This is a genomic window from Bacillus sp. SRI_025, assembly GCF_057592095.1.
Genome location: NZ_JBYEGB010000005.1, coordinates 295828 through 312861, shown reverse-complemented (window position 1 = coordinate 312861; position 17034 = coordinate 295828). Strand labels below are relative to the sequence as shown.

The window sequence follows — 17034 nt, the reverse complement described above, 5'->3', positions numbered from 1 at the left end:
ATGACTTGTAAACGAAAACGTATAGTTTCGTTTTTTTTTATGTCTTTTTCTTTCTACAAGTACCCACGATGCAATGAAATGATTTGTGTTTGGTTACACTATATGAAAGAATAGATAGATTACTTCAACCCAGCCTGGTTTTTACACACCAGGCTTTCTTTATATCATTTTTAGTTGGAACGGAGACTTATATTCGCTACACTAATACTAACTGTGTTTGACATCATGTCTATTTAACCAATTGATTGCAAGAAGGGGCTGTCTTTTTATGGATGAATTTGATCTTATTCGCCGAATCACACCAAAAGATACATATCAGCGCTCTTTGATCATGGGCATCGGTGATGATGCAAGTGTTTATCAACCTCATTCACATTGTGAAGAGGTCGTTTGCGTTGATACAATGGTGGAGCATGTTCATTTTCGTTTTGACTTTTCCACACCTTTTGAAGTTGGCTTTAAGGCACTGGCAGTCAATGTCAGTGATATCGCTGCAATGGGAGGCACCCCAAAGTATTATCTTGTTTCAATTGCAATCCCGCCTCATGGTGATGAAACAATCGTCACGGCTCTTTACGAGGGAATGAAAGCGTTGGCTGACACCTATCGTATGGATTTGATTGGTGGAGATACAGTAGCTACCCGCAGTGACTTTGTCATTACCGTGACGGTCATTGGTGAGGTGTCAAAGGGAGCAGCTTGTTATCGCCACAGTGCTCAAACTGGAGACGTCGTCTTTGTCACAGGTGAACTCGGTTCGTCGGCTGCTGGGTTATCAATCTTAATGAACGAAGCAGTCCCTTCTAAGGCGGTCGACGCTGATTTCTTTCTTAAGCGTCATAAAATGCCTCAGCCTCATATTGCTGCTGGTCACATTTGTTCAAGTTTCCCGCGGGTCACCTTGAATGATGTGAGTGATGGATTAGCGAGTGAGTTGAATGAGATAGCCGAAGCGAGCGGTGTGAGGATCGAGATAGAAGCTGATAAGCTTCCAATTCATCCGGATTTACAGGTGCTGCGCAAAGACTGGCATGAATGGGTGTTATTTGGGGGAGAAGACTTTGTTTTAACTGGTACGATACCAGAATCTGATTGGGAAAGCTTTGAATCTCAATGTCAAAAAGAAGGCATTCAGATCACACGTATTGGACAAGTCAAGGATGATCAAGCAGCTAGTGTTATGTTAAAAGACAATGATCAACAAACAATGTTAATGAAAAAAGGATATAATCATTTTAAGAAATGAGGTGACATCAACGGTGAAATTAACATGGACAACAAAAGGTGCGGATGAGACGAAACGAATTGCCGCTGCTTTGGCCAAACTTGTGATGCCAGGCGATGTATTGACATTAGAAGGAGATTTAGGCGCAGGCAAAACCACTTTTTCAAAAGGTTTTGCGGAAGGCTTAGGAATTACCCGTATCGTCAACAGCCCCACCTTTACAATTATTAAAGAATATACCGATGGCAGACTGCCACTTTACCATATGGACGTGTACCGCATGGAAGATGCGGAAGAAGACATCGGACTAGAAGAATATTTTGAGGGTGAAGGTGTATGCTTGGTTGAATGGGCACATCTGATTGAACCTCAATTGCCTTCTTCCTATTTAAAAATTGAAATGCTGAGAACAGAACGTGAAGAAGAACGGCATCTCACGTTTGATGCAAAAGGGGAGCGTTATGAGTCCCTTTGTAAGGAGATGAAAGAATTTGACCATACTGGCCATTGATACATCAAACCATACACTAGGAATTGCTCTTGTAAGAGATCTCACTGTGATTGGCGAGAGCATTACGTATTTAAAAAAGAACCATTCCGTCCGAGCGATGCCCACTGTTGAAGCATTGATGAAAGAATGTGGTGTAGCACCAAGCGAACTAAGTAAAATCGTTGTGGCAAAAGGACCTGGATCTTACACTGGCGTCAGAATTGGTGTTACCATAGCAAAAACACTTGCGTGGACGCTGTCTATCCCGATATCGGCTGTTTCGAGTTTAGAAGCGCTTGCGGCAAATGGCCAATATTTTGATGGGTATATCTCACCTCTATTTGATGCGAGAAGAGGACAAGTTTATACTGGGCTATATACGTTTGAAAAAGGTAAGATCAAAGAGGTCGAACCAGATCAAAATATCCTGCTCACGGATTGGCTTCATGAGCTGAAGAAGACAGGAAAACCTGTTCTATTTCTTGGACAAGATGTGCACCTTCATGAAGAGAGCATTCGCTCCATTTTAGGAGAAACGGCTGTACTGGCAGAGGGGACATTTCATAACCCAAGACCTTCAGTGCTTGCATTTTTAGGCGCAGATCGTCCTGCTGAAGATGTTCATCAGCTTGTTCCTAACTATATTCGTTTGGCAGAAGCGGAAGTGAAATGGCTTGAAGGACAAAAATAACCTTAACATAGCAGAAATACGACAAATGACAGTAGCGGACATTCCAGAGGTGTATACGATTGAAGTGCATTCGTTTACAGCGCCTTGGAAAAAGGAATCGTTTGTCTATGAGATTCTTCATAACCAATACAGCCATTATTTCCTCATTGAAGAAGATAAGCAGCCTGTTGGATATTGCGGGGTCTGGATTGTCATGGACGATGCACAAATTACGAACATTGCGATTCTCCCTGAGCATAGAGGAAAAGGCTACGGGGAAGCATTGCTTCGATATGTCATGGAATTTTGCAAAGAAAAAAAGACAGATCATCTTTCTTTAGAGGTGCGGGTTTCAAATACACCAGCACAATCCCTCTATGAAAAGCTCGGTTTCAGACCAGCTTCTATTCGAAAGAATTATTATACGGATAATGGAGAAGATGCGTTAGTCATGTGGGTGAATATAAATGAGTGAACAAACAGATCGATTCATATTAGGAATAGAAACAAGCTGTGATGAAACAGCTGCGTCCATTGTGAAAAATGGAAAGAAAATCGTGGCGAATGTAGTGGCCTCGCAAATAGACAGTCATAAACGATTTGGCGGTGTTGTACCTGAAATTGCTTCGAGGCATCACGTGGAGCAAGTCACCATCGTATTAGAAGAAGTGATGACACAGGCGGGTATGAGCTTTAAGGATTTGGATGCGATTGCTGTTACGGAAGGGCCCGGTCTCGTCGGTGCCCTGCTGATTGGCGTCAATGCAGCAAAGGCACTGAGCTTTGCCCATCAAATTCCTCTTGTTGGTGTTCATCATATTGCAGGGCATATTTATGCCAACCAGCTTGTTGATGAATTGGAGTTTCCATGTTTAGCTCTTGTTGTCTCTGGCGGACATACTGAGCTTGTTTTAATGAAGGAGCACGGATCTTTTGAGGTCATCGGAGAAACATTAGATGATGCAGCTGGAGAAGCCTACGATAAAGTGGCCCGGACGATGGGTCTCCCGTACCCAGGCGGACCTCATATTGATCGGTTAGCACATGAAGGAGAGCCGACAATTAAGCTTCCTCGTGCATGGCTTGAAGAAGGGTCTTATCACTTTAGCTTCAGTGGTTTAAAATCAGCTGTGATCAACACCTTACACAATGCGTCACAAAAGGGAGAAACGATTGCCCCAGAGAATTTAGCCGCAAGTTTTCAAGCAAGTGTCATTGAGGTGCTTGTTGGTAAAACATTGAAAGCAGCAGAAGCCTATGGTGTGAAGCAGGTTGTTCTAGCTGGAGGAGTCGCTGCCAATAAAGGACTAAGAGAAGCTTTAACTTCAGCATTCAAACTGCCAGACGTGAAGGTTATTATTCCGCCATTATCACTTTGCACAGACAATGCAGCCATGATCGCTGCCGCTGGAACCATTGCGTTTGAAAAAGGAATCAGAGGCGATATGGCGATGAATGGCCAGCCAGGATTGCCGCTTGTCTCATATAAATAAAACTCCTGTGGATTACAGGGGTTTTTATTTTTCTATGAAAGCGATTTATTCACATGTAAACGTTAAATATCCACAATTGTTAGAAAATTTTGTTTTAAAGTGAAGAGGATGTGTATAAATACGACCTTTTTTGTGGATATGTGATTAAAACACTGTGGATAAAGTGGATAAGTCTAAAGTGTTTAAGAATAATCAAGAAGTTATTGTGGGTATCTTTGTGGATAATAAATTTTCATTGAAAGAAAAAAGAGTACCCTTTAGGGCACTCTTTAAGAATCTGACAGCTCTTCCCACTCCGCAAAAAGTGATTCTAACTCTTGATTGAGCGTATCATTTTCTGTTTGAATGGCTTGGACCTTCTCGTGATCTTGAAAAATATCAGGATCACATAACAGCTCTTCATTTTCGCCAAGCTTGTCTTCAATGACAGCAATCCGTTTTTCAATTTCTTCAATCCTGCGCTGCTTTTGTCTTTCTTTCTTTTTCAGTTCTTTTTCTTCCGCATAAGAAAGCTTTGTTGTTTCTGCTGGCTGGGCAGCTTGTTTTTTAACCGGTTCATTATGTTGAAGTGCCTTCAGCTCTAGTTGTTCATTTTTCTTTTCAAGGTAGTAGTCATAATCACCGAGATATTCTTTTGTTTCTGTAGGCGACAGCTCGAATACTTTCGTAGCGAGACGATTGATAAAATAACGATCATGCGAGACAAATAAGATGGTTCCTGGATAATCGATTAGTGCATTCTCTAAAATTTCCTTACTATCTAAGTCAAGATGGTTTGTAGGTTCATCGAGAATAAGAAAATTGGCTTTTTGGAGCATCAGCTTTGCCAGCGCAAGACGTGCTTTTTCCCCACCGCTTAATGCATGGACAGGCTTTAAAACGTCATCCCCTGAAAAGAGGAAATTTCCTAAACATGTCCGAATTTCTTTTTCATTCATATGAGGATAATCATCCCAAAGCTCATTTAGCACTTTTTTCGAGGATGTCAGTTTGGCTTGCTCTTGGTCATAGTAGCCGATCGTGACATGAGATCCAAAAGTGATGTCGCCTTTTACTGGTGTTAATGTGTTCGTTAACGTTTTTAAAAGGGTTGATTTCCCGATCCCGTTAGGACCAATGAGTGCCACACTATCCTCGCGTTTAATCTGAAAAGAAAGAGAGGATAGGAGCGGTGTTTTTTCATCATAACTAATATCGAGATCATGTACCTTCAGTACATCATTGCCGCTTTGTCTCGTAATATCAAAATGAAAGTTTGCAGATTTTTCATCTCCTAAAGGCTTATCTAAACGATCCATCCGTTCGAGCTGTTTGCGTCTGCTTTGAGCGCGCTTTGTGGTGGAGGCTCTTGCCAGGTTGCGGTCCACGAAATCCTGGAGCTTTGAGATCTCTTCTTGCTGCTTTTCGTATAGTTTCATATCCCGCTCGAGCTGCTCTGCTTTCAGATCCAGATACTTACTATAGTTCCCTGCAAACTTTTTCATCGAAGTTCTTGAGACTTCATAGACGTGGTTTACGACTTTGTCTAAGAAATAGCGGTCATGGGACACGATGAGAATGGCACCTGTATAATTTTGCAAATACTGCTCAAGCCATGATAAGGTATCAATATCTAAATGGTTTGTCGGCTCATCCAGAATTAAGAGTTCTGGTTTCATTAACAAGAGCTTTCCAAGTGCTAAACGGGTTTTCTGGCCGCCGCTTAAAGATTGGACGGTTGTCTCATCTTCAAAATGACTAAAGCCGAGTCCATGAAGAATGGAGCGGACATCTGCTTCATATTGATAGCCGCCTTGATCTTTAAATTCCTGCTGAAGCCTGTCATAGGTTTTCATCAGGGCTTCCAGCTCAGAACCTGTGGAAGAAGCCATTTTCTCCTCAATGGTTCTCATCTCTTGTTCCATCTCTTTTAAATGATCAAAAACCGATAATAATTCGTCTTTTAGCGTACGTGTAGACGTCACATCGGTATGCTGTGCTAAATAGCCGATCGATAGGTCTTTTGGTTTGATGATCTCACCTTGCTCGTAAGACATTTGACCGGCAATGATTTTCAAAAGCGTGGATTTGCCTGCGCCGTTACGACCTACAATGGCAATTCGATCCCTTGCTTTGACTTCCAATTTTATATTCGTTAAAACGGTATCAGCGCCAAACGATTTGGACAGCTGATTCACTTGTAGAATCATCATGTAACTTCACCTCTGCTATAATATGTTAAGTGTAGCTTATCAGCAGTAAACCGGCAAATGTTACATACAATCGCCATATTCAAATGAAAGACAGATAGGAAAAAATAGTGTATCATTTGAGTGAGGGAGCGTTGAAAGATGAGTCAATTTAGCCACTTTAACGAACAGGGGAGAGCAAAGATGGTCGACATTAGTGACAAATCGTCTACAGTGAGAACCGCCGTTGCTGTTTCAAGTGTTCGTATGATAAAAGAAGTGTTTCATAAAATACAACAGCATGAAATTGGAAAAGGGGATGTGCTGTCTGTTGCACAGGTTGCTGGCATCATGGCAGCAAAGCAAACATCTACCATCATTCCAATGTGTCATCCGCTTGCACTAAAAGGCGTGGATATCTCCTTTAATTGGGAGGAAGACGGAAATGCGCACATCCTGAACATACAAGTACAGGTGAAAACAAAAGGAAGTACGGGTGTGGAGATGGAAGCGCTCACTTCTGCTTCAGTATGTGCACTGACCGTTTACGATATGTGCAAAGCGATTGATAAAGGCATGATCATCGGTCCAACCTATCTAATTGAAAAGACAGGCGGGAAAAACGGTGATTTTCACAGAGCATCTGATATTTAAGTTGGAGGACCTTATATGAATATAGATCAGTCAAAAATTCCACAAGCGACAGCCAAACGTTTGCCGCTTTACTACCGTTTTTTAAAAAATTTGCATGCATCAGGAAAACAAAGGGTGTCATCAGCTGAGCTTAGTGATGCAGTCAAAGTGGATTCTGCTACCATTCGCCGAGATTTTTCGTACTTTGGTGCACTTGGGAAGAAAGGGTATGGCTATAATGTCGATTATCTCTTGACCTTCTTCAGAAAGACCCTTGACCAAGATGAAATGACCAATGTCATGCTCATCGGTGTCGGGAATTTAGGGACTGCTTTTTTACACTATAATTTCATAAAAAATAATAATACAAAAATTTCAATGGCTTTTGACGTCAATGAGAGTAAAATAGGAAGTGAGATAGGCGGCGTGCCTGTCTATGATTTGGATAAGCTTGAAGAGCATGTTCAAGAGGTAGGAGATATCCCTGTTGCAATTTTGACAGTACCTGCCGTAGCAGCTCAATCCATTACAGATCGTTTGATTGCCCTTGGCATCAAAGGAATCCTTAACTTTACGCCGGCTCGATTGAATGTGCCGGAACACATTCGAATTCATCATATAGATTTGGCGGTTGAACTTCAGTCTCTTGTGTATTTCTTAAAGCATTACTCTGTTACGCAGGAGGACTGACGAAAAGGGGTAAAGGGGGTGGAGCAAATGGGTCCGATCGGTCCTGGGAGTTTGATTCTGATTGCGATTGTAGCGCTCATTATTTTTGGGCCGAAAAAGCTTCCTGAATTAGGAAGAGCAGCAGGAGATACATTACGTGAATTCAAAAATGCCACAAAAGGCTTAGCTGATGATCAGGAAGAAAAAAAGAAAAAAGAAGATCAGTAGAATAGGATGAGCTTCATGAATGTCAAAGATATGCCGCTTATGGAGCATATTGTGGAACTGCGAAAACGCCTAGTGATCATTGCGATGTTTTTTGTCGCCTTTATGGTGGCTGGTTTTTTTCTCGCTAAGCCGGTCATTGTGTATTTACAAAATACCGATGAAGCGGCAACACTGACGCTGAATGCATTTAAACTTACAGATCCACTGTACGTGTTTATGCAGTTCGCATTTGTCATTGCTTTGGTTTTGACGTGTCCCGTTATTTTATATCAGCTGTGGGCGTTTGTGAGTCCTGGCTTATATGAGAAAGAAAGAAAGGTGACACTTGCTTACATTCCGATTGCACTGCTTTTATTTTTGAGCGGTGTGGCTTTCTCTTACTTTATTTTATTTCCGTTTGTCGTCGATTTTATGATGCGAATGTCGAATGATTTAAATGTAGAGCAAGTCATTGGGATTCATGAGTATTTTACATTTCTAATGCAGCTAACACTTCCATTTGGCTTTTTGTTTCAGATGCCCGTCGTGTTGATGTTTCTCACAAGACTCGGCATCATCACACCGATGTTTTTATCAAAAATACGGAAGTATGCCTATTTTGTCCTCCTTGTCATTGCCGCACTCATTACACCGCCAGAGCTTGTTTCTCACCTCATGGTCACCTTGCCAATGCTCGTTTTATACGAAGTGAGCATTATCATTTCAAGAGTGACCTACCGCAAAATGCAGCAAACAGAGGAGAAAGAAAAACATTATGTTTCATAAAAAAGCATCATGATCCAATAAGGGATCACGATGCTTTTTCTATTGTGTAAGAAATTGATTGATCGTGTGAAAGAGGTGCTCATAATAGGCAGGCTCATGCGGGACAAAATTATGAATACCCACTTCGATGCTTTCCTCAAGTCGTTCTCCGTTTGCATCAACTATAAAGCCCTCGATACGAATTCTTTCACATGATCCTGTTAAAAGCTGCTGTGCATCAGGCAGCTTTGTTCTGTACAGACCAGCGACTTCTTCTTTCTGTAGATGAACTTCCATGTGCTTTTCTTCATTCATATAAAGATACACATGACAGAACTCACGGTCGATGAAAGAAGGCAGGTGAATTTCATCTTTTATGATTCCTGTATAAGTAAGGTCCTCAAAAAGGATAGAAAGACCAAGTTCTTCTTCTACCTCTCTTAAGCCATCAGAAGGCTGTTCATCTGCGAGAAGGTGACCTGCTGCGGTGATATCAAACAGTGAAGGAAAATCCTTTTTTGCAGGACTCCTTAGCTGAAAATAGAGATACACGGTGCCAAGCTCCTTTTTAAGAAGCCAGAAATGAAATGTTTCATGCCAAAGACCTTGGGCGTGGACATCTGAACGAGCGGCAGCTCCAATGGTTTCATGCTGATCATTGAAGAAACGAAGTTTTTCATGTTCCATGAAGTTACATCCTCCATAAAAAAACCATTTTCCAAACGCGGAAAATGGTTTTTGATTTATTTTTGCTGCTGTTTTTTGAGTTTGACAGAGAAGGCAAACATTTTAAGCGCGATATTGATATTATAGGCCGCAAACACCATCAGCAAAATGCTGTAAAATGACCACATGTCACCTGGATTTTGAATGGCCATATAGGTGAAAGCCACACCTACGGCAAAATAAATGATGCCCCATACGACTGGGTTTCTCATGAGAAAAAGCCTCCAATAATCATTTGCATGGTTTGAGATTGTTCTTCAATCATTTTTTTCACTGGCTCAATCTGCACAAGAACGACAAGTGAGTTCATCAGCATATGAGCGCCGATTGGGACAATGATTCGTTTTGTTTTCGCATATAAAAAGGCAAAGGTAAAGCCCATTGCGGTATAGAGCAAGATATGGGGAAAATCATAATGTACAGCAGCGAAAACCACTGAACTGGCAAGTGCTCCAATGAAGAAATTCGTTTTTTCATAAATCACACCAAAGATGATTTTACGGAAAATGATTTCCTCTAATATCGGTCCAATCAGGGCGATGACGATCACAAGCCAAGGAACGGCATCCATAATGGATAAAATGTTTTGGGTATTTTCAGATTCTCGTCCAATGCCAAATGCATATTGTTCAATCGCCCCCGCAATTGATTGTGCAAAGAGAGAAAGAAAGAAACCGCCAATGATCCATGCGATAGCAGAACCGATTGAAGCTGGCGCTTCATTTCGCAGTGAAGCTTTTGGGACGGTTCGAAGGATGAGCAGAATAATGATCAATCCGATACAGAAACTGATGATTGTCCACGTTCCTGATAATTTTGAAAGCTCTGTTTGAGTCATCGGTGATTGAATGAATCCCAGCCATTTCATTATGAGAAAATAAGGAAACGCAGATACCTGTACCAATATATACGTTAAGATGATGTACCAATATTGTTTTTTCAAGTAACGAAAACCCCTTTACTAAAAGAACTAAATTTATTGTAACACAAGTCTTCTTTTACGATGAAAAGGAAAGAATCTGAGATTCAAAAAGATCGTGAAAGCGTAAAAATTTTTAAAGGTTTTCACTTGAAATTGCAGAAGACATTCTTTATTATAATAAATGTGTTAGCACTCACTGGTGATGAGTGCTAAAAAAGACTACATATAAAAATTGAGGAGGTTGTTTCTTATGTTAAAGCCATTAGGCGATCGCGTAATCATTGAACTCGTTGAATCTGAGGAAAAAACCGCTAGCGGTATTGTGTTACCGGATTCTGCAAAAGAAAAACCGCAAGAAGGTAAAATTGTTGCAGCAGGTTCAGGGCGTGTACTTGAAAGTGGTGAGCGCGTTGCGTTAGAAGTAAGCACAGGCGACCGCATTATCTTCTCAAAATATGCAGGCACTGAAGTGAAATATGAAGGAAAAGAATATTTAATCCTTCGTGAGAGCGACATTTTAGCTGTTATTGGTTAATCACATAAAAAAGCATTGAGATATATTTTTAAAAAGACTGAGGAGGTTTCGTTATTATGGCAAAAGATATTAAGTTCAGTGAAGAAGCACGTCGTGCGATGTTACGTGGTGTAGATGCACTTGCAGATGCTGTGAAAGTAACTTTAGGACCAAAAGGACGTAACGTGGTTCTTGAGAAAAAATTCGGTTCTCCACTTATCACAAATGATGGTGTAACGATTGCAAAAGAAATCGAATTAGAAGATGCATTTGAAAACATGGGTGCAAAACTTGTTGCTGAAGTTGCAAGCAAAACAAACGACGTAGCTGGTGACGGTACAACGACTGCAACAGTTCTAGCTCAAGCGATGATCCGTGAAGGTCTTAAAAACGTAACAGCTGGTGCAAACCCTGTTGGCGTTCGTAAAGGGATCGAAGAAGCAGTAAAAGTAGCACTTGAAGGCTTGCACGAGATTTCTAAACCAATCGAAGGTAAAGAATCAATTGCTCAAGTTGCGGCTATTTCTGCAGCAGACGAAGAAGTCGGCAGCCTAATCGCTGAAGCGATGGAGCGCGTTGGCAACGACGGAGTTATCACAATTGAAGAATCTAAAGGTTTCACAACTGAGCTAGAAGTGGTTGAAGGTATGCAGTTTGACCGCGGATATGCTTCTCCATACATGGTGACAGATTCTGATAAGATGGAAGCAGTTCTTGAAAATCCTTACATCTTAATCACAGATAAAAAGATCACAAACATTCAAGAAATCCTTCCTGTACTTGAGCAAGTTGTACAACAAGGAAAACCATTATTGCTTATTGCTGAAGATGTAGAAGGCGAAGCACTTGCAACTCTTGTTGTGAACAAACTTCGTGGTACATTCAACGCAGTAGCAGTAAAAGCACCTGGATTCGGTGATCGTCGTAAAGCAATGCTTGAAGACATCTCTGTTCTAACTGGCGGAGAATTAATCACAGAAGATCTAGGACTTGACCTGAAATCAACTGAAATCGGTCAGCTTGGTCGCGCGTCTAAAGTCGTTGTGACAAAAGAAAACACAACAATCGTTGAAGGTTCAGGAGATTCTGCTCAAATTGCAGCACGTGTGAACCAAATCCGTGCACAAGTAGAAGAAACAACTTCTGAATTCGATAAAGAAAAATTACAAGAACGTCTTGCAAAACTAGCTGGCGGCGTCGCTGTCATCAAAGTTGGTGCTGCAACTGAAACAGAACTAAAAGAGCGTAAACTACGCATCGAGGATGCACTGAACTCAACTCGTGCAGCAGTTGAAGAAGGTATCGTATCCGGTGGTGGTACAGCACTTGTAAATGTATACAACAAAGTCGCTTCAATTGAAGCTGATGGTGACGTTCAAACAGGTGTAAACATCGTTCTACGTTCTCTTGAAGAGCCAATTCGTCAAATTGCTCACAACGCTGGTCTTGAAGGATCCGTTATCGTTGAGCGCTTGAAAAACGAAGAAATTGGCGTAGGCTTCAACGCAGCAACAAACGAATGGGTAAACATGATCGAAAAAGGAATCGTTGACCCAACAAAAGTAACTCGCTCTGCACTTCAAAACGCAGCTTCTGTAGCAGCAATGCTTCTAACAACTGAAGCAGTCGTAGCTGACAAACCAGAAGAAGGCGGCTCAGGCGGCGGAATGCCGGATATGGGCGGCATGGGTGGAATGGGCGGAATGATGTAACACCCTTCGAAAACCCCTTGAAATATAGGGGTTTTTTAATTTAAATATAGAATCTGATTTAAACAAGAGGCTCTTCATTTTGTTCTTTTAACAAATTGGAAGCCTCTTTATTCATGTATTAATAACAGATTTTTTTAAAAAATTTCTAGACTGGGTGTATTAAGGTATAAGTCAATAAGAATGAGAGTTTTATATTACATACTATTATTTTTTTGATAGTCATTGATTTTTCCATATTGATTATACGGAAAAATCAATAAATATAATTAATTATAAAAGAGATCAATTGAAAAAAAAGGTATTGAATCCAAAATTAACATTGTAATTTAATGGTTTAGAAGTTAGTATTAGTTCATGGAGAGATATTACACAGATGAATAATTTGTAAGAAAGACCTAAAAGAAAAGGGGGATATAGAGTGGAGAGTTTAAAAAATATAATGATTTCTCCGCATTACCTATCATTTAACGCTATGAAAGGGAAACAGTTTAATCAATATGTCATATCAATACAATGTTCAGTAGATCAAGTACTAAAGTTTATTGAAATTGATCGGGAAGTTCAAAGAGATATTATAGAATATCATGTAACAGATATTCAGAAGTACATTCAATTTGGCTTAGATGGAAATGATATATATTTTCCACCCTTAATATTCTCATCGAGAGGAAAAGGCAACTATGATGAAAATGATTCTAAATTTAAATTAAATTTTGACGATAAGCTTATTGTTCTGGACGGACAACATAGGATAAAGGCTTTTGAAATGATTATAGCAAGGCTAGAGACAAGAAATGATCTCCTTAGTAAAGAAAAACTAAATAAGGCAAGAAATTTCCCCCTGACAATTCAAATATTTACGGATTTAACCATTAGTCAAGAACAACAACTTTTTACAGATATCAACACAAAATCTTCAAAGGTAAGCAATACCTTGTTGGTCATGTATAAAAATAATAGTCTTTGTGGGGAACTTACAAAAGATATAATATATAATCACCCGACTATATCTATGGATAAATTTGAAATGAGAGGCAAAACAACGAGAACAAAGCTAATGACTGCAGCTACACTTCATAATACTATTATTACTTTAAATGACGGTATTTTATATACAGCTAAGACAAAGTCAAAAATCTCAAAAAATAATTACGATCAATACAAAAATAGAACAGAAGAATTTTTGGATTTATTAGTTAAATTTGCTCCAAAAAATGCAAATAATCGAAATGAATGTGTAATTTTTATACCTATTGTAATATTCGGAATATCCTTATTTATTTATGAGACACGTGTTAAAAATCCAAATTTATCAATGCACTTTCTTTTTAGCAATGTGATAAGTAAAATTGATTGGACGCATAAAAATGTTGACTTTAAATTGTTAGGGATCCCATATAAACAAACAACTAAAAAATATAATTTTTCAAGTGGTGCGCGGGGGAGCAGAATGATAACAAGTTACTTAAATAGTGTCTTGAGGGAGAAAATATCAGATGTATAATATAAAGCTTAAAGGGGGGATTCAACCCTTTGATACCGAAGGAAATAAAGGGTTGATGACCACTCAAATTAAAGTTAGAGATATACTTAATATATATCGTATAGATCCTGAAATTAATAGAGATCTGAACTATAGTAGACTGCCTAAAATAATTAATTATCTAGATAGTTTCGATTCAGATCTTGGAATATATTTTCCATCAATCGTATGTTCATTCCCAGAAAGTCCTTTGGGGTATTATGATGTTAAGAAGATGGAACTGGAAATATCAGCAGGAGTAAGACTTGTTGTAATTGATGGTCAGCATCGGTTAAAAAGCTTGGAACAATATATGACCAAAAGTCATTTCAATGAAGACCGAAAAGAGATTTTACTAAATAGTGATTTAACTTTGCAATTATATTTTGGGTTAACAAAGAAAGATGAAAAATCCTTATTTGCAGATATGAATTCTAATTCTAAAAGAGTTTCAATGTCTCTTATTACTAATTATGATACTAGAGACATTACAAATATATTAATAAAAGAATTATATCAAATTTCTAAACCACTTCAATCTGTAAAAGTTGAGTTTAATAAAAGTAGATTAGTACGACCAACTAATACTGATTTTAGTACCAGTGTGAGATTAAAAAAGTTCGTTAGTATTTTACTGTTTGGGAAAAAAAGTACAAATTTGAAAGAAGAAAAACTAATTAAGGAATATTATGATGATATTTTGAGCTTTTTGGAGAGGTTTTTCCTTGCCTTTATTGAAGCTCTTCCTTCTGAACCTGGTAATGTATTAAAATATGTTATTGGGCATGAGCCATTGCAAAATGCAATTGCATACCATTTAAATAAGAGGATTATTACTGAAACCACTAATGAAGTGAAATGGATAATAAACTGGGAAGAAGAAGTCATGCATTTAAAAAATATAGATTGGTCTAATAAAAACCCAATATGGCAACCTCATATGTTAACATCCAGAGCAAATACACCGTTTGAATTTGATTTATTTATAGCTAGTGAAGAAAATAAACTGGTATCAATATTGGATTACAGTTTATAAAGAAATGTCTCCACTTTATTTTTAAGTAGATAATTTTTCAATATAATTAGTGATAAAGATTTCTTAAGAGTATTACTTTATAAAAAATATTTTCAGGGTGTAAATTCAATAAACCCACTTCAGAAAAGAGAATTGATAAATAATAAAAAATAGAAAACTCCTACTTATCATCAATCCCACAATCTTTCTTGGATATTAATAGCTTTTAACAGAATGAGAAAGCGGTGATCATATGGGACTGACGACGTGGGTGGCGATCATTGTTGCACTGGCTGTCGTGCTTGGAGTGTTTGGATCAAAGAATCGTGATAAATAAAGAAAGAGTTGAAAATCCATTTCCAATAAGGGAGTGGGTTTTTTGTTGCAATTACAATAAAGGAGTCGAGATACATGAAAGAAATTTTGCGGGAGATCGGCGTGATTGCTCGCGCGCTTGATTCCATAAGTAATATTGAAGTTAAATAGTACTATTTAACAAAGGGCAGTATTTGTATCTTGTGCGTATTTGTGAGGAGCCTGGCATCATTCAGGAAAAGTTGGCGGAAATGATTAAGAAGGAGAGATGACTTTATGACCGTCACTTTCATTCCGTGTAGTGAACAGCAGGGAAAGGAGCTTCAGAAAAATAGAATCGATACATTTCTAGAAACCTTTGAGGATCAATACAAAGGGTAACTTTTCGACGCTTACGTGAAGACTGCTTTTCACCTAACCCAGCTGTTAAAGGAATTACAGCACCCTTCTTCACAGTTTTATTTTGTTCAAGCGATTGTGGAAGTATCAGGTTATTTGTAGGTCAATATAGATGATGACCAATAAGAAGAGATGGGTAATGATGCGTTAGAGATTGAAAGAATTTATATCTTTCAAAAGCCAAGAATCCAATAAGCCTTTGAGAACGCGAACACACATCATAAACGTGATGTTTGGCTTGGTGTATGGGAGCACAATAGAGTAGCCATTGCTTTCTATCAAAAGCTTGGGTTTGTTCAATCATGGGTACTCGCATCCTTATAGGGGACATGAACAAATGGATGTCTTATGGCCAAAACTTTGAGCTGATCAAGAAGGGGGTAGAGTACATGTATGTTCCATCATTTTTTCAATCTCTTTTGCTATAGTCGTGACCTCAACGAATGAAAAGCCCATTGCGACACATATTCCAGTGAGTTTTCATCAAGTTGAAGATTCGTATGTGATCACAGGGCATATGGCGATTGGAAATCCTCAGTGGAAAACGTTTGAAGAGAACGAAAAGGTGCTCGTGATTTTTCAGGGGCCGCTTGCTTACATATCCTCTTCATGGTATGAAAAGGAATCCGTTCCGCCATGGAATTACCAAGCTGTCCATGTATATGGAAAGGCTGTGTTGCTAGAAAAAGCAGAACTGGTCAAGGAATTAACAACGATGCTGGAAACATACGAAAGCCACAGAGAACAGCCAGTTTTATGGGATACGTTATCTGAGGAACTGTTAGAGAAGCAAATGAAAGGCATTGTAGGCTTTAAGATCATCATTGATGAAGTTCAGGCTGCTTTTAAATTAAGCCAAAATCGCCACGAAAGGGATTATGCCCGCATCGTTGAAAAGCTCGAAGCAGAGGGTGAAGTGGAAATCGCTGAGGCGATGAAGGAAAGATTATAGGAAGTATGAGAAAGCACTCTTATGATCAAGAGTGTTTTTTTGTTATGAGATATCTTGGCTTATAATGTAACTTTTTCTTTAAAATTACATAAAAAAATCCACTATTTCCATAAAAGATCAGATCAATTCCTTATAATAAAGGTATCTGAGAATGGGGAGTGAGTCGAGATGGACCAAAACTTGTTGCAAATGGATCAAGTAAGATCAGAGGACGAATTAGCGGTTGTGAATATTTCTTCTACAGAGATTGGTGCGCTATCAAAAGAAACAGCGGAGCGGATTTTACAAACGAAGGATACGGATTATATTCATCAGCTGATGTATGTTCCGATTGAAAAGAAAGAAGATTTGAATTGGTTGATTCAAAGTGTTGGAGAGGCGTTAGACGATGAAAATGAAGATGACGCTGCACTTGAATTCGCTGATTTGCTCTATTTCTTTGTCATTCCGTTATATGAGGAATATATAATGAGAGATCATCATTTGTATGAATGTTTAGAGGATTTGCTGGTACGATTAGCATCAAGGGCTCACTCAGATATTCACGCACTGGTCAATGTTATGAGAGATGATTTAACCGAGATGAACATTAAAAAAAGCTTGTAGAGTGATTCTCTACAAGCTCTTTATTTATAAG

19 protein-coding genes and 1 pseudogene are annotated in these 17034 nt (G+C 39.0%); 16 read left to right on the top strand and 4 right to left on the bottom strand.

Annotated elements, in window-relative coordinates; translation table 11 throughout:
* The first annotated feature begins 268 nt into the window (after positions 1 to 268).
* From thiL to tsaD, 5 genes are read left to right on the top strand one after another with little or no spacing between them, the layout of a single operon-like run.
* A complete protein-coding gene (thiL, locus tag AC20OE_RS15870; protein ID WP_073979363.1) occupies positions 269 to 1246 on the top strand; it encodes a thiamine-phosphate kinase in 978 nt (325 codons plus the stop codon).
* A gap of 13 nt (positions 1247 to 1259) precedes the next feature.
* Positions 1260 to 1736 carry a tRNA (adenosine(37)-N6)-threonylcarbamoyltransferase complex ATPase subunit type 1 TsaE gene (gene tsaE / locus AC20OE_RS15865; RefSeq protein WP_059376127.1) on the top strand — a complete coding sequence of 159 codons (477 nt, stop codon included), beginning with the start codon at positions 1260 to 1262 and terminating at the stop codon, positions 1734 to 1736.
* The gene (gene tsaB / locus AC20OE_RS15860) at positions 1717 to 2406 is read left to right on the top strand and encodes a tRNA (adenosine(37)-N6)-threonylcarbamoyltransferase complex dimerization subunit type 1 TsaB (protein WP_185854137.1); all 690 of its coding nucleotides are present in this window, start codon (positions 1717 to 1719) and stop codon (positions 2404 to 2406) included. The genes tsaE and tsaB overlap by 20 nt, the downstream gene beginning before the upstream one ends.
* A gap of 25 nt (positions 2407 to 2431) precedes the next feature.
* Entirely contained in the window at positions 2432 to 2860 is a 429-nt protein-coding gene (rimI, locus tag AC20OE_RS15855) for a ribosomal protein S18-alanine N-acetyltransferase (RefSeq protein WP_024424460.1), read from the top strand.
* The gene (tsaD, locus tag AC20OE_RS15850) at positions 2853 to 3878 is read left to right on the top strand and encodes a tRNA (adenosine(37)-N6)-threonylcarbamoyltransferase complex transferase subunit TsaD (RefSeq protein ID WP_487268996.1); all 1026 of its coding nucleotides are present in this window, start codon (positions 2853 to 2855) and stop codon (positions 3876 to 3878) included. The genes rimI and tsaD overlap by 8 nt, the downstream gene beginning before the upstream one ends.
* A gap of 269 nt (positions 3879 to 4147) precedes the next feature.
* Here the strand turns inward: tsaD and AC20OE_RS15845 are convergent, their stop codons facing one another.
* Positions 4148 to 6070, bottom strand: coding sequence for an ABC-F family ATP-binding cassette domain-containing protein (locus AC20OE_RS15845; protein WP_487268995.1), 1923 nt, complete (start codon positions 6068 to 6070; stop codon positions 4148 to 4150).
* A 138-nt stretch (positions 6071 to 6208) separates the two neighbouring features.
* On the opposite strand from AC20OE_RS15845, the gene moaC reads away from it, so the two are divergent.
* From moaC to tatC, 4 genes are read left to right on the top strand one after another with little or no spacing between them, the layout of a single operon-like run.
* Complete coding sequence (gene moaC, locus AC20OE_RS15840; protein WP_039176857.1) at positions 6209 to 6700, top strand: cyclic pyranopterin monophosphate synthase MoaC; 492 nt, start codon at positions 6209 to 6211, stop codon at positions 6698 to 6700.
* A gap of 15 nt (positions 6701 to 6715) precedes the next feature.
* Positions 6716 to 7369, top strand: coding sequence for a redox-sensing transcriptional repressor Rex (locus AC20OE_RS15835; protein WP_008355687.1), 654 nt, complete (start codon positions 6716 to 6718; stop codon positions 7367 to 7369).
* A gap of 27 nt (positions 7370 to 7396) precedes the next feature.
* The gene (locus tag AC20OE_RS15830; RefSeq protein WP_008355689.1) at positions 7397 to 7576 is read left to right on the top strand and encodes a twin-arginine translocase TatA/TatE family subunit; all 180 of its coding nucleotides are present in this window, start codon (positions 7397 to 7399) and stop codon (positions 7574 to 7576) included.
* Between the two features lie 6 nt (positions 7577 to 7582).
* Positions 7583 to 8341 (top strand): twin-arginine translocase subunit TatC, encoded by a 759-nt coding sequence (tatC, locus tag AC20OE_RS15825; protein WP_098676753.1) that lies wholly within the window; start codon positions 7583 to 7585, stop codon positions 8339 to 8341.
* Between the two features lie 39 nt (positions 8342 to 8380).
* On the opposite strand, the gene AC20OE_RS15820 is transcribed toward tatC, so the two are convergent.
* Genes AC20OE_RS15820 through AC20OE_RS15810 form a run of 3 tightly spaced genes read right to left on the bottom strand, consistent with a single transcriptional unit; the run spans position 8381 to position 9989 of the window.
* Positions 8381 to 9007: an NUDIX hydrolase gene (locus AC20OE_RS15820; RefSeq protein WP_487268994.1), complete on the bottom strand. Its 627-nt coding sequence runs from the start codon at positions 9005 to 9007 to the stop codon at positions 8381 to 8383.
* A 56-nt stretch (positions 9008 to 9063) separates the two neighbouring features.
* On the bottom strand, positions 9064 to 9258 hold the full coding sequence (locus AC20OE_RS15815) for a YdiK family protein (RefSeq protein WP_003213897.1): 195 nt from the start codon (positions 9256 to 9258) through the stop codon (positions 9064 to 9066).
* Entirely contained in the window at positions 9255 to 9989 is a 735-nt protein-coding gene (locus AC20OE_RS15810; RefSeq protein ID WP_058837872.1) for a CPBP family intramembrane glutamic endopeptidase, read from the bottom strand. The genes AC20OE_RS15815 and AC20OE_RS15810 overlap by 4 nt, the downstream gene beginning before the upstream one ends.
* Positions 9990 to 10218: 229 nt before the next feature.
* Between AC20OE_RS15810 and groES the strand changes: the two genes are divergently transcribed.
* The 7 genes and pseudogenes from groES (at position 10219) to AC20OE_RS15775 (ending at position 17003) form a co-directional block, all read left to right on the top strand.
* Entirely contained in the window at positions 10219 to 10503 is a 285-nt protein-coding gene (gene groES, locus AC20OE_RS15805) for a co-chaperone GroES (protein ID WP_024426730.1), read from the top strand.
* A gap of 56 nt (positions 10504 to 10559) precedes the next feature.
* On the top strand, positions 10560 to 12194 hold the full coding sequence (gene groL / locus AC20OE_RS15800) for a chaperonin GroEL (RefSeq protein ID WP_024424467.1): 1635 nt from the start codon (positions 10560 to 10562) through the stop codon (positions 12192 to 12194).
* Positions 12195 to 12612: 418 nt separating this feature from the next.
* Positions 12613 to 13698 carry a DNA sulfur modification protein DndB gene (locus AC20OE_RS15795; RefSeq protein ID WP_257218334.1) on the top strand — a complete coding sequence of 362 codons (1086 nt, stop codon included), beginning with the start codon at positions 12613 to 12615 and terminating at the stop codon, positions 13696 to 13698.
* Positions 13691 to 14752 carry a DNA sulfur modification protein DndB gene (locus tag AC20OE_RS15790; RefSeq protein WP_487268993.1) on the top strand — a complete coding sequence of 354 codons (1062 nt, stop codon included), beginning with the start codon at positions 13691 to 13693 and terminating at the stop codon, positions 14750 to 14752. Before AC20OE_RS15795 ends, AC20OE_RS15790 begins: the two co-directional genes overlap by 8 nt.
* 390 nt (positions 14753 to 15142) lie before the next feature.
* A pseudogene (locus tag AC20OE_RS15785) lies at positions 15143 to 15315 on the top strand (MarR family transcriptional regulator); the annotation flags it as partial.
* Between the two features lie 530 nt (positions 15316 to 15845).
* The gene (locus tag AC20OE_RS15780) at positions 15846 to 16397 is read left to right on the top strand and encodes an FMN-binding negative transcriptional regulator (RefSeq protein ID WP_487268997.1); all 552 of its coding nucleotides are present in this window, start codon (positions 15846 to 15848) and stop codon (positions 16395 to 16397) included.
* 168 nt (positions 16398 to 16565) lie between these two features.
* On the top strand, positions 16566 to 17003 hold the full coding sequence (locus AC20OE_RS15775; RefSeq protein ID WP_099662963.1) for a hypothetical protein: 438 nt from the start codon (positions 16566 to 16568) through the stop codon (positions 17001 to 17003).
* The last annotated feature ends 31 nt before the right edge of the window (positions 17004 to 17034 follow it).

Excerpts from the sequence above, each read along its gene's own strand:
- AC20OE_RS15775 (WP_099662963.1), top strand. The coding sequence starts at position 16,566 with ATGGACCAAAACTTGTTGCAAATGGATCAAGTAAGATCAGAGGACGAA.
- AC20OE_RS15835 (WP_008355687.1), top strand. The coding sequence starts at position 6,716 with ATGAATATAGATCAGTCAAAAATTCCACAAGCGACAGCCAAACGTTTG.
- moaC (WP_039176857.1), top strand. The coding sequence starts at position 6,209 with ATGAGTCAATTTAGCCACTTTAACGAACAGGGGAGAGCAAAGATGGTC.
- AC20OE_RS15845 (WP_487268995.1), bottom strand. The coding sequence starts at position 6,070 with ATGATGATTCTACAAGTGAATCAGCTGTCCAAATCGTTTGGCGCTGAT.
- groES (WP_024426730.1), top strand. The coding sequence starts at position 10,219 with ATGTTAAAGCCATTAGGCGATCGCGTAATCATTGAACTCGTTGAATCT.
- thiL (WP_073979363.1), top strand. The coding sequence starts at position 269 with ATGGATGAATTTGATCTTATTCGCCGAATCACACCAAAAGATACATAT.
- AC20OE_RS15815 (WP_003213897.1), bottom strand. The coding sequence starts at position 9,258 with ATGAGAAACCCAGTCGTATGGGGCATCATTTATTTTGCCGTAGGTGTG.
- AC20OE_RS15790 (WP_487268993.1), top strand. The coding sequence starts at position 13,691 with ATGTATAATATAAAGCTTAAAGGGGGGATTCAACCCTTTGATACCGAA.
- tatC (WP_098676753.1), top strand. The coding sequence starts at position 7,583 with ATGAGCTTCATGAATGTCAAAGATATGCCGCTTATGGAGCATATTGTG.
- tsaD (WP_487268996.1), top strand. The coding sequence starts at position 2,853 with ATGAGTGAACAAACAGATCGATTCATATTAGGAATAGAAACAAGCTGT.
- AC20OE_RS15820 (WP_487268994.1), bottom strand. The coding sequence starts at position 9,007 with ATGGAACATGAAAAACTTCGTTTCTTCAATGATCAGCATGAAACCATT.
- groL (WP_024424467.1), top strand. The coding sequence starts at position 10,560 with ATGGCAAAAGATATTAAGTTCAGTGAAGAAGCACGTCGTGCGATGTTA.
- AC20OE_RS15830 (WP_008355689.1), top strand. The coding sequence starts at position 7,397 with ATGGGTCCGATCGGTCCTGGGAGTTTGATTCTGATTGCGATTGTAGCG.
- rimI (WP_024424460.1), top strand. The coding sequence starts at position 2,432 with ATGACAGTAGCGGACATTCCAGAGGTGTATACGATTGAAGTGCATTCG.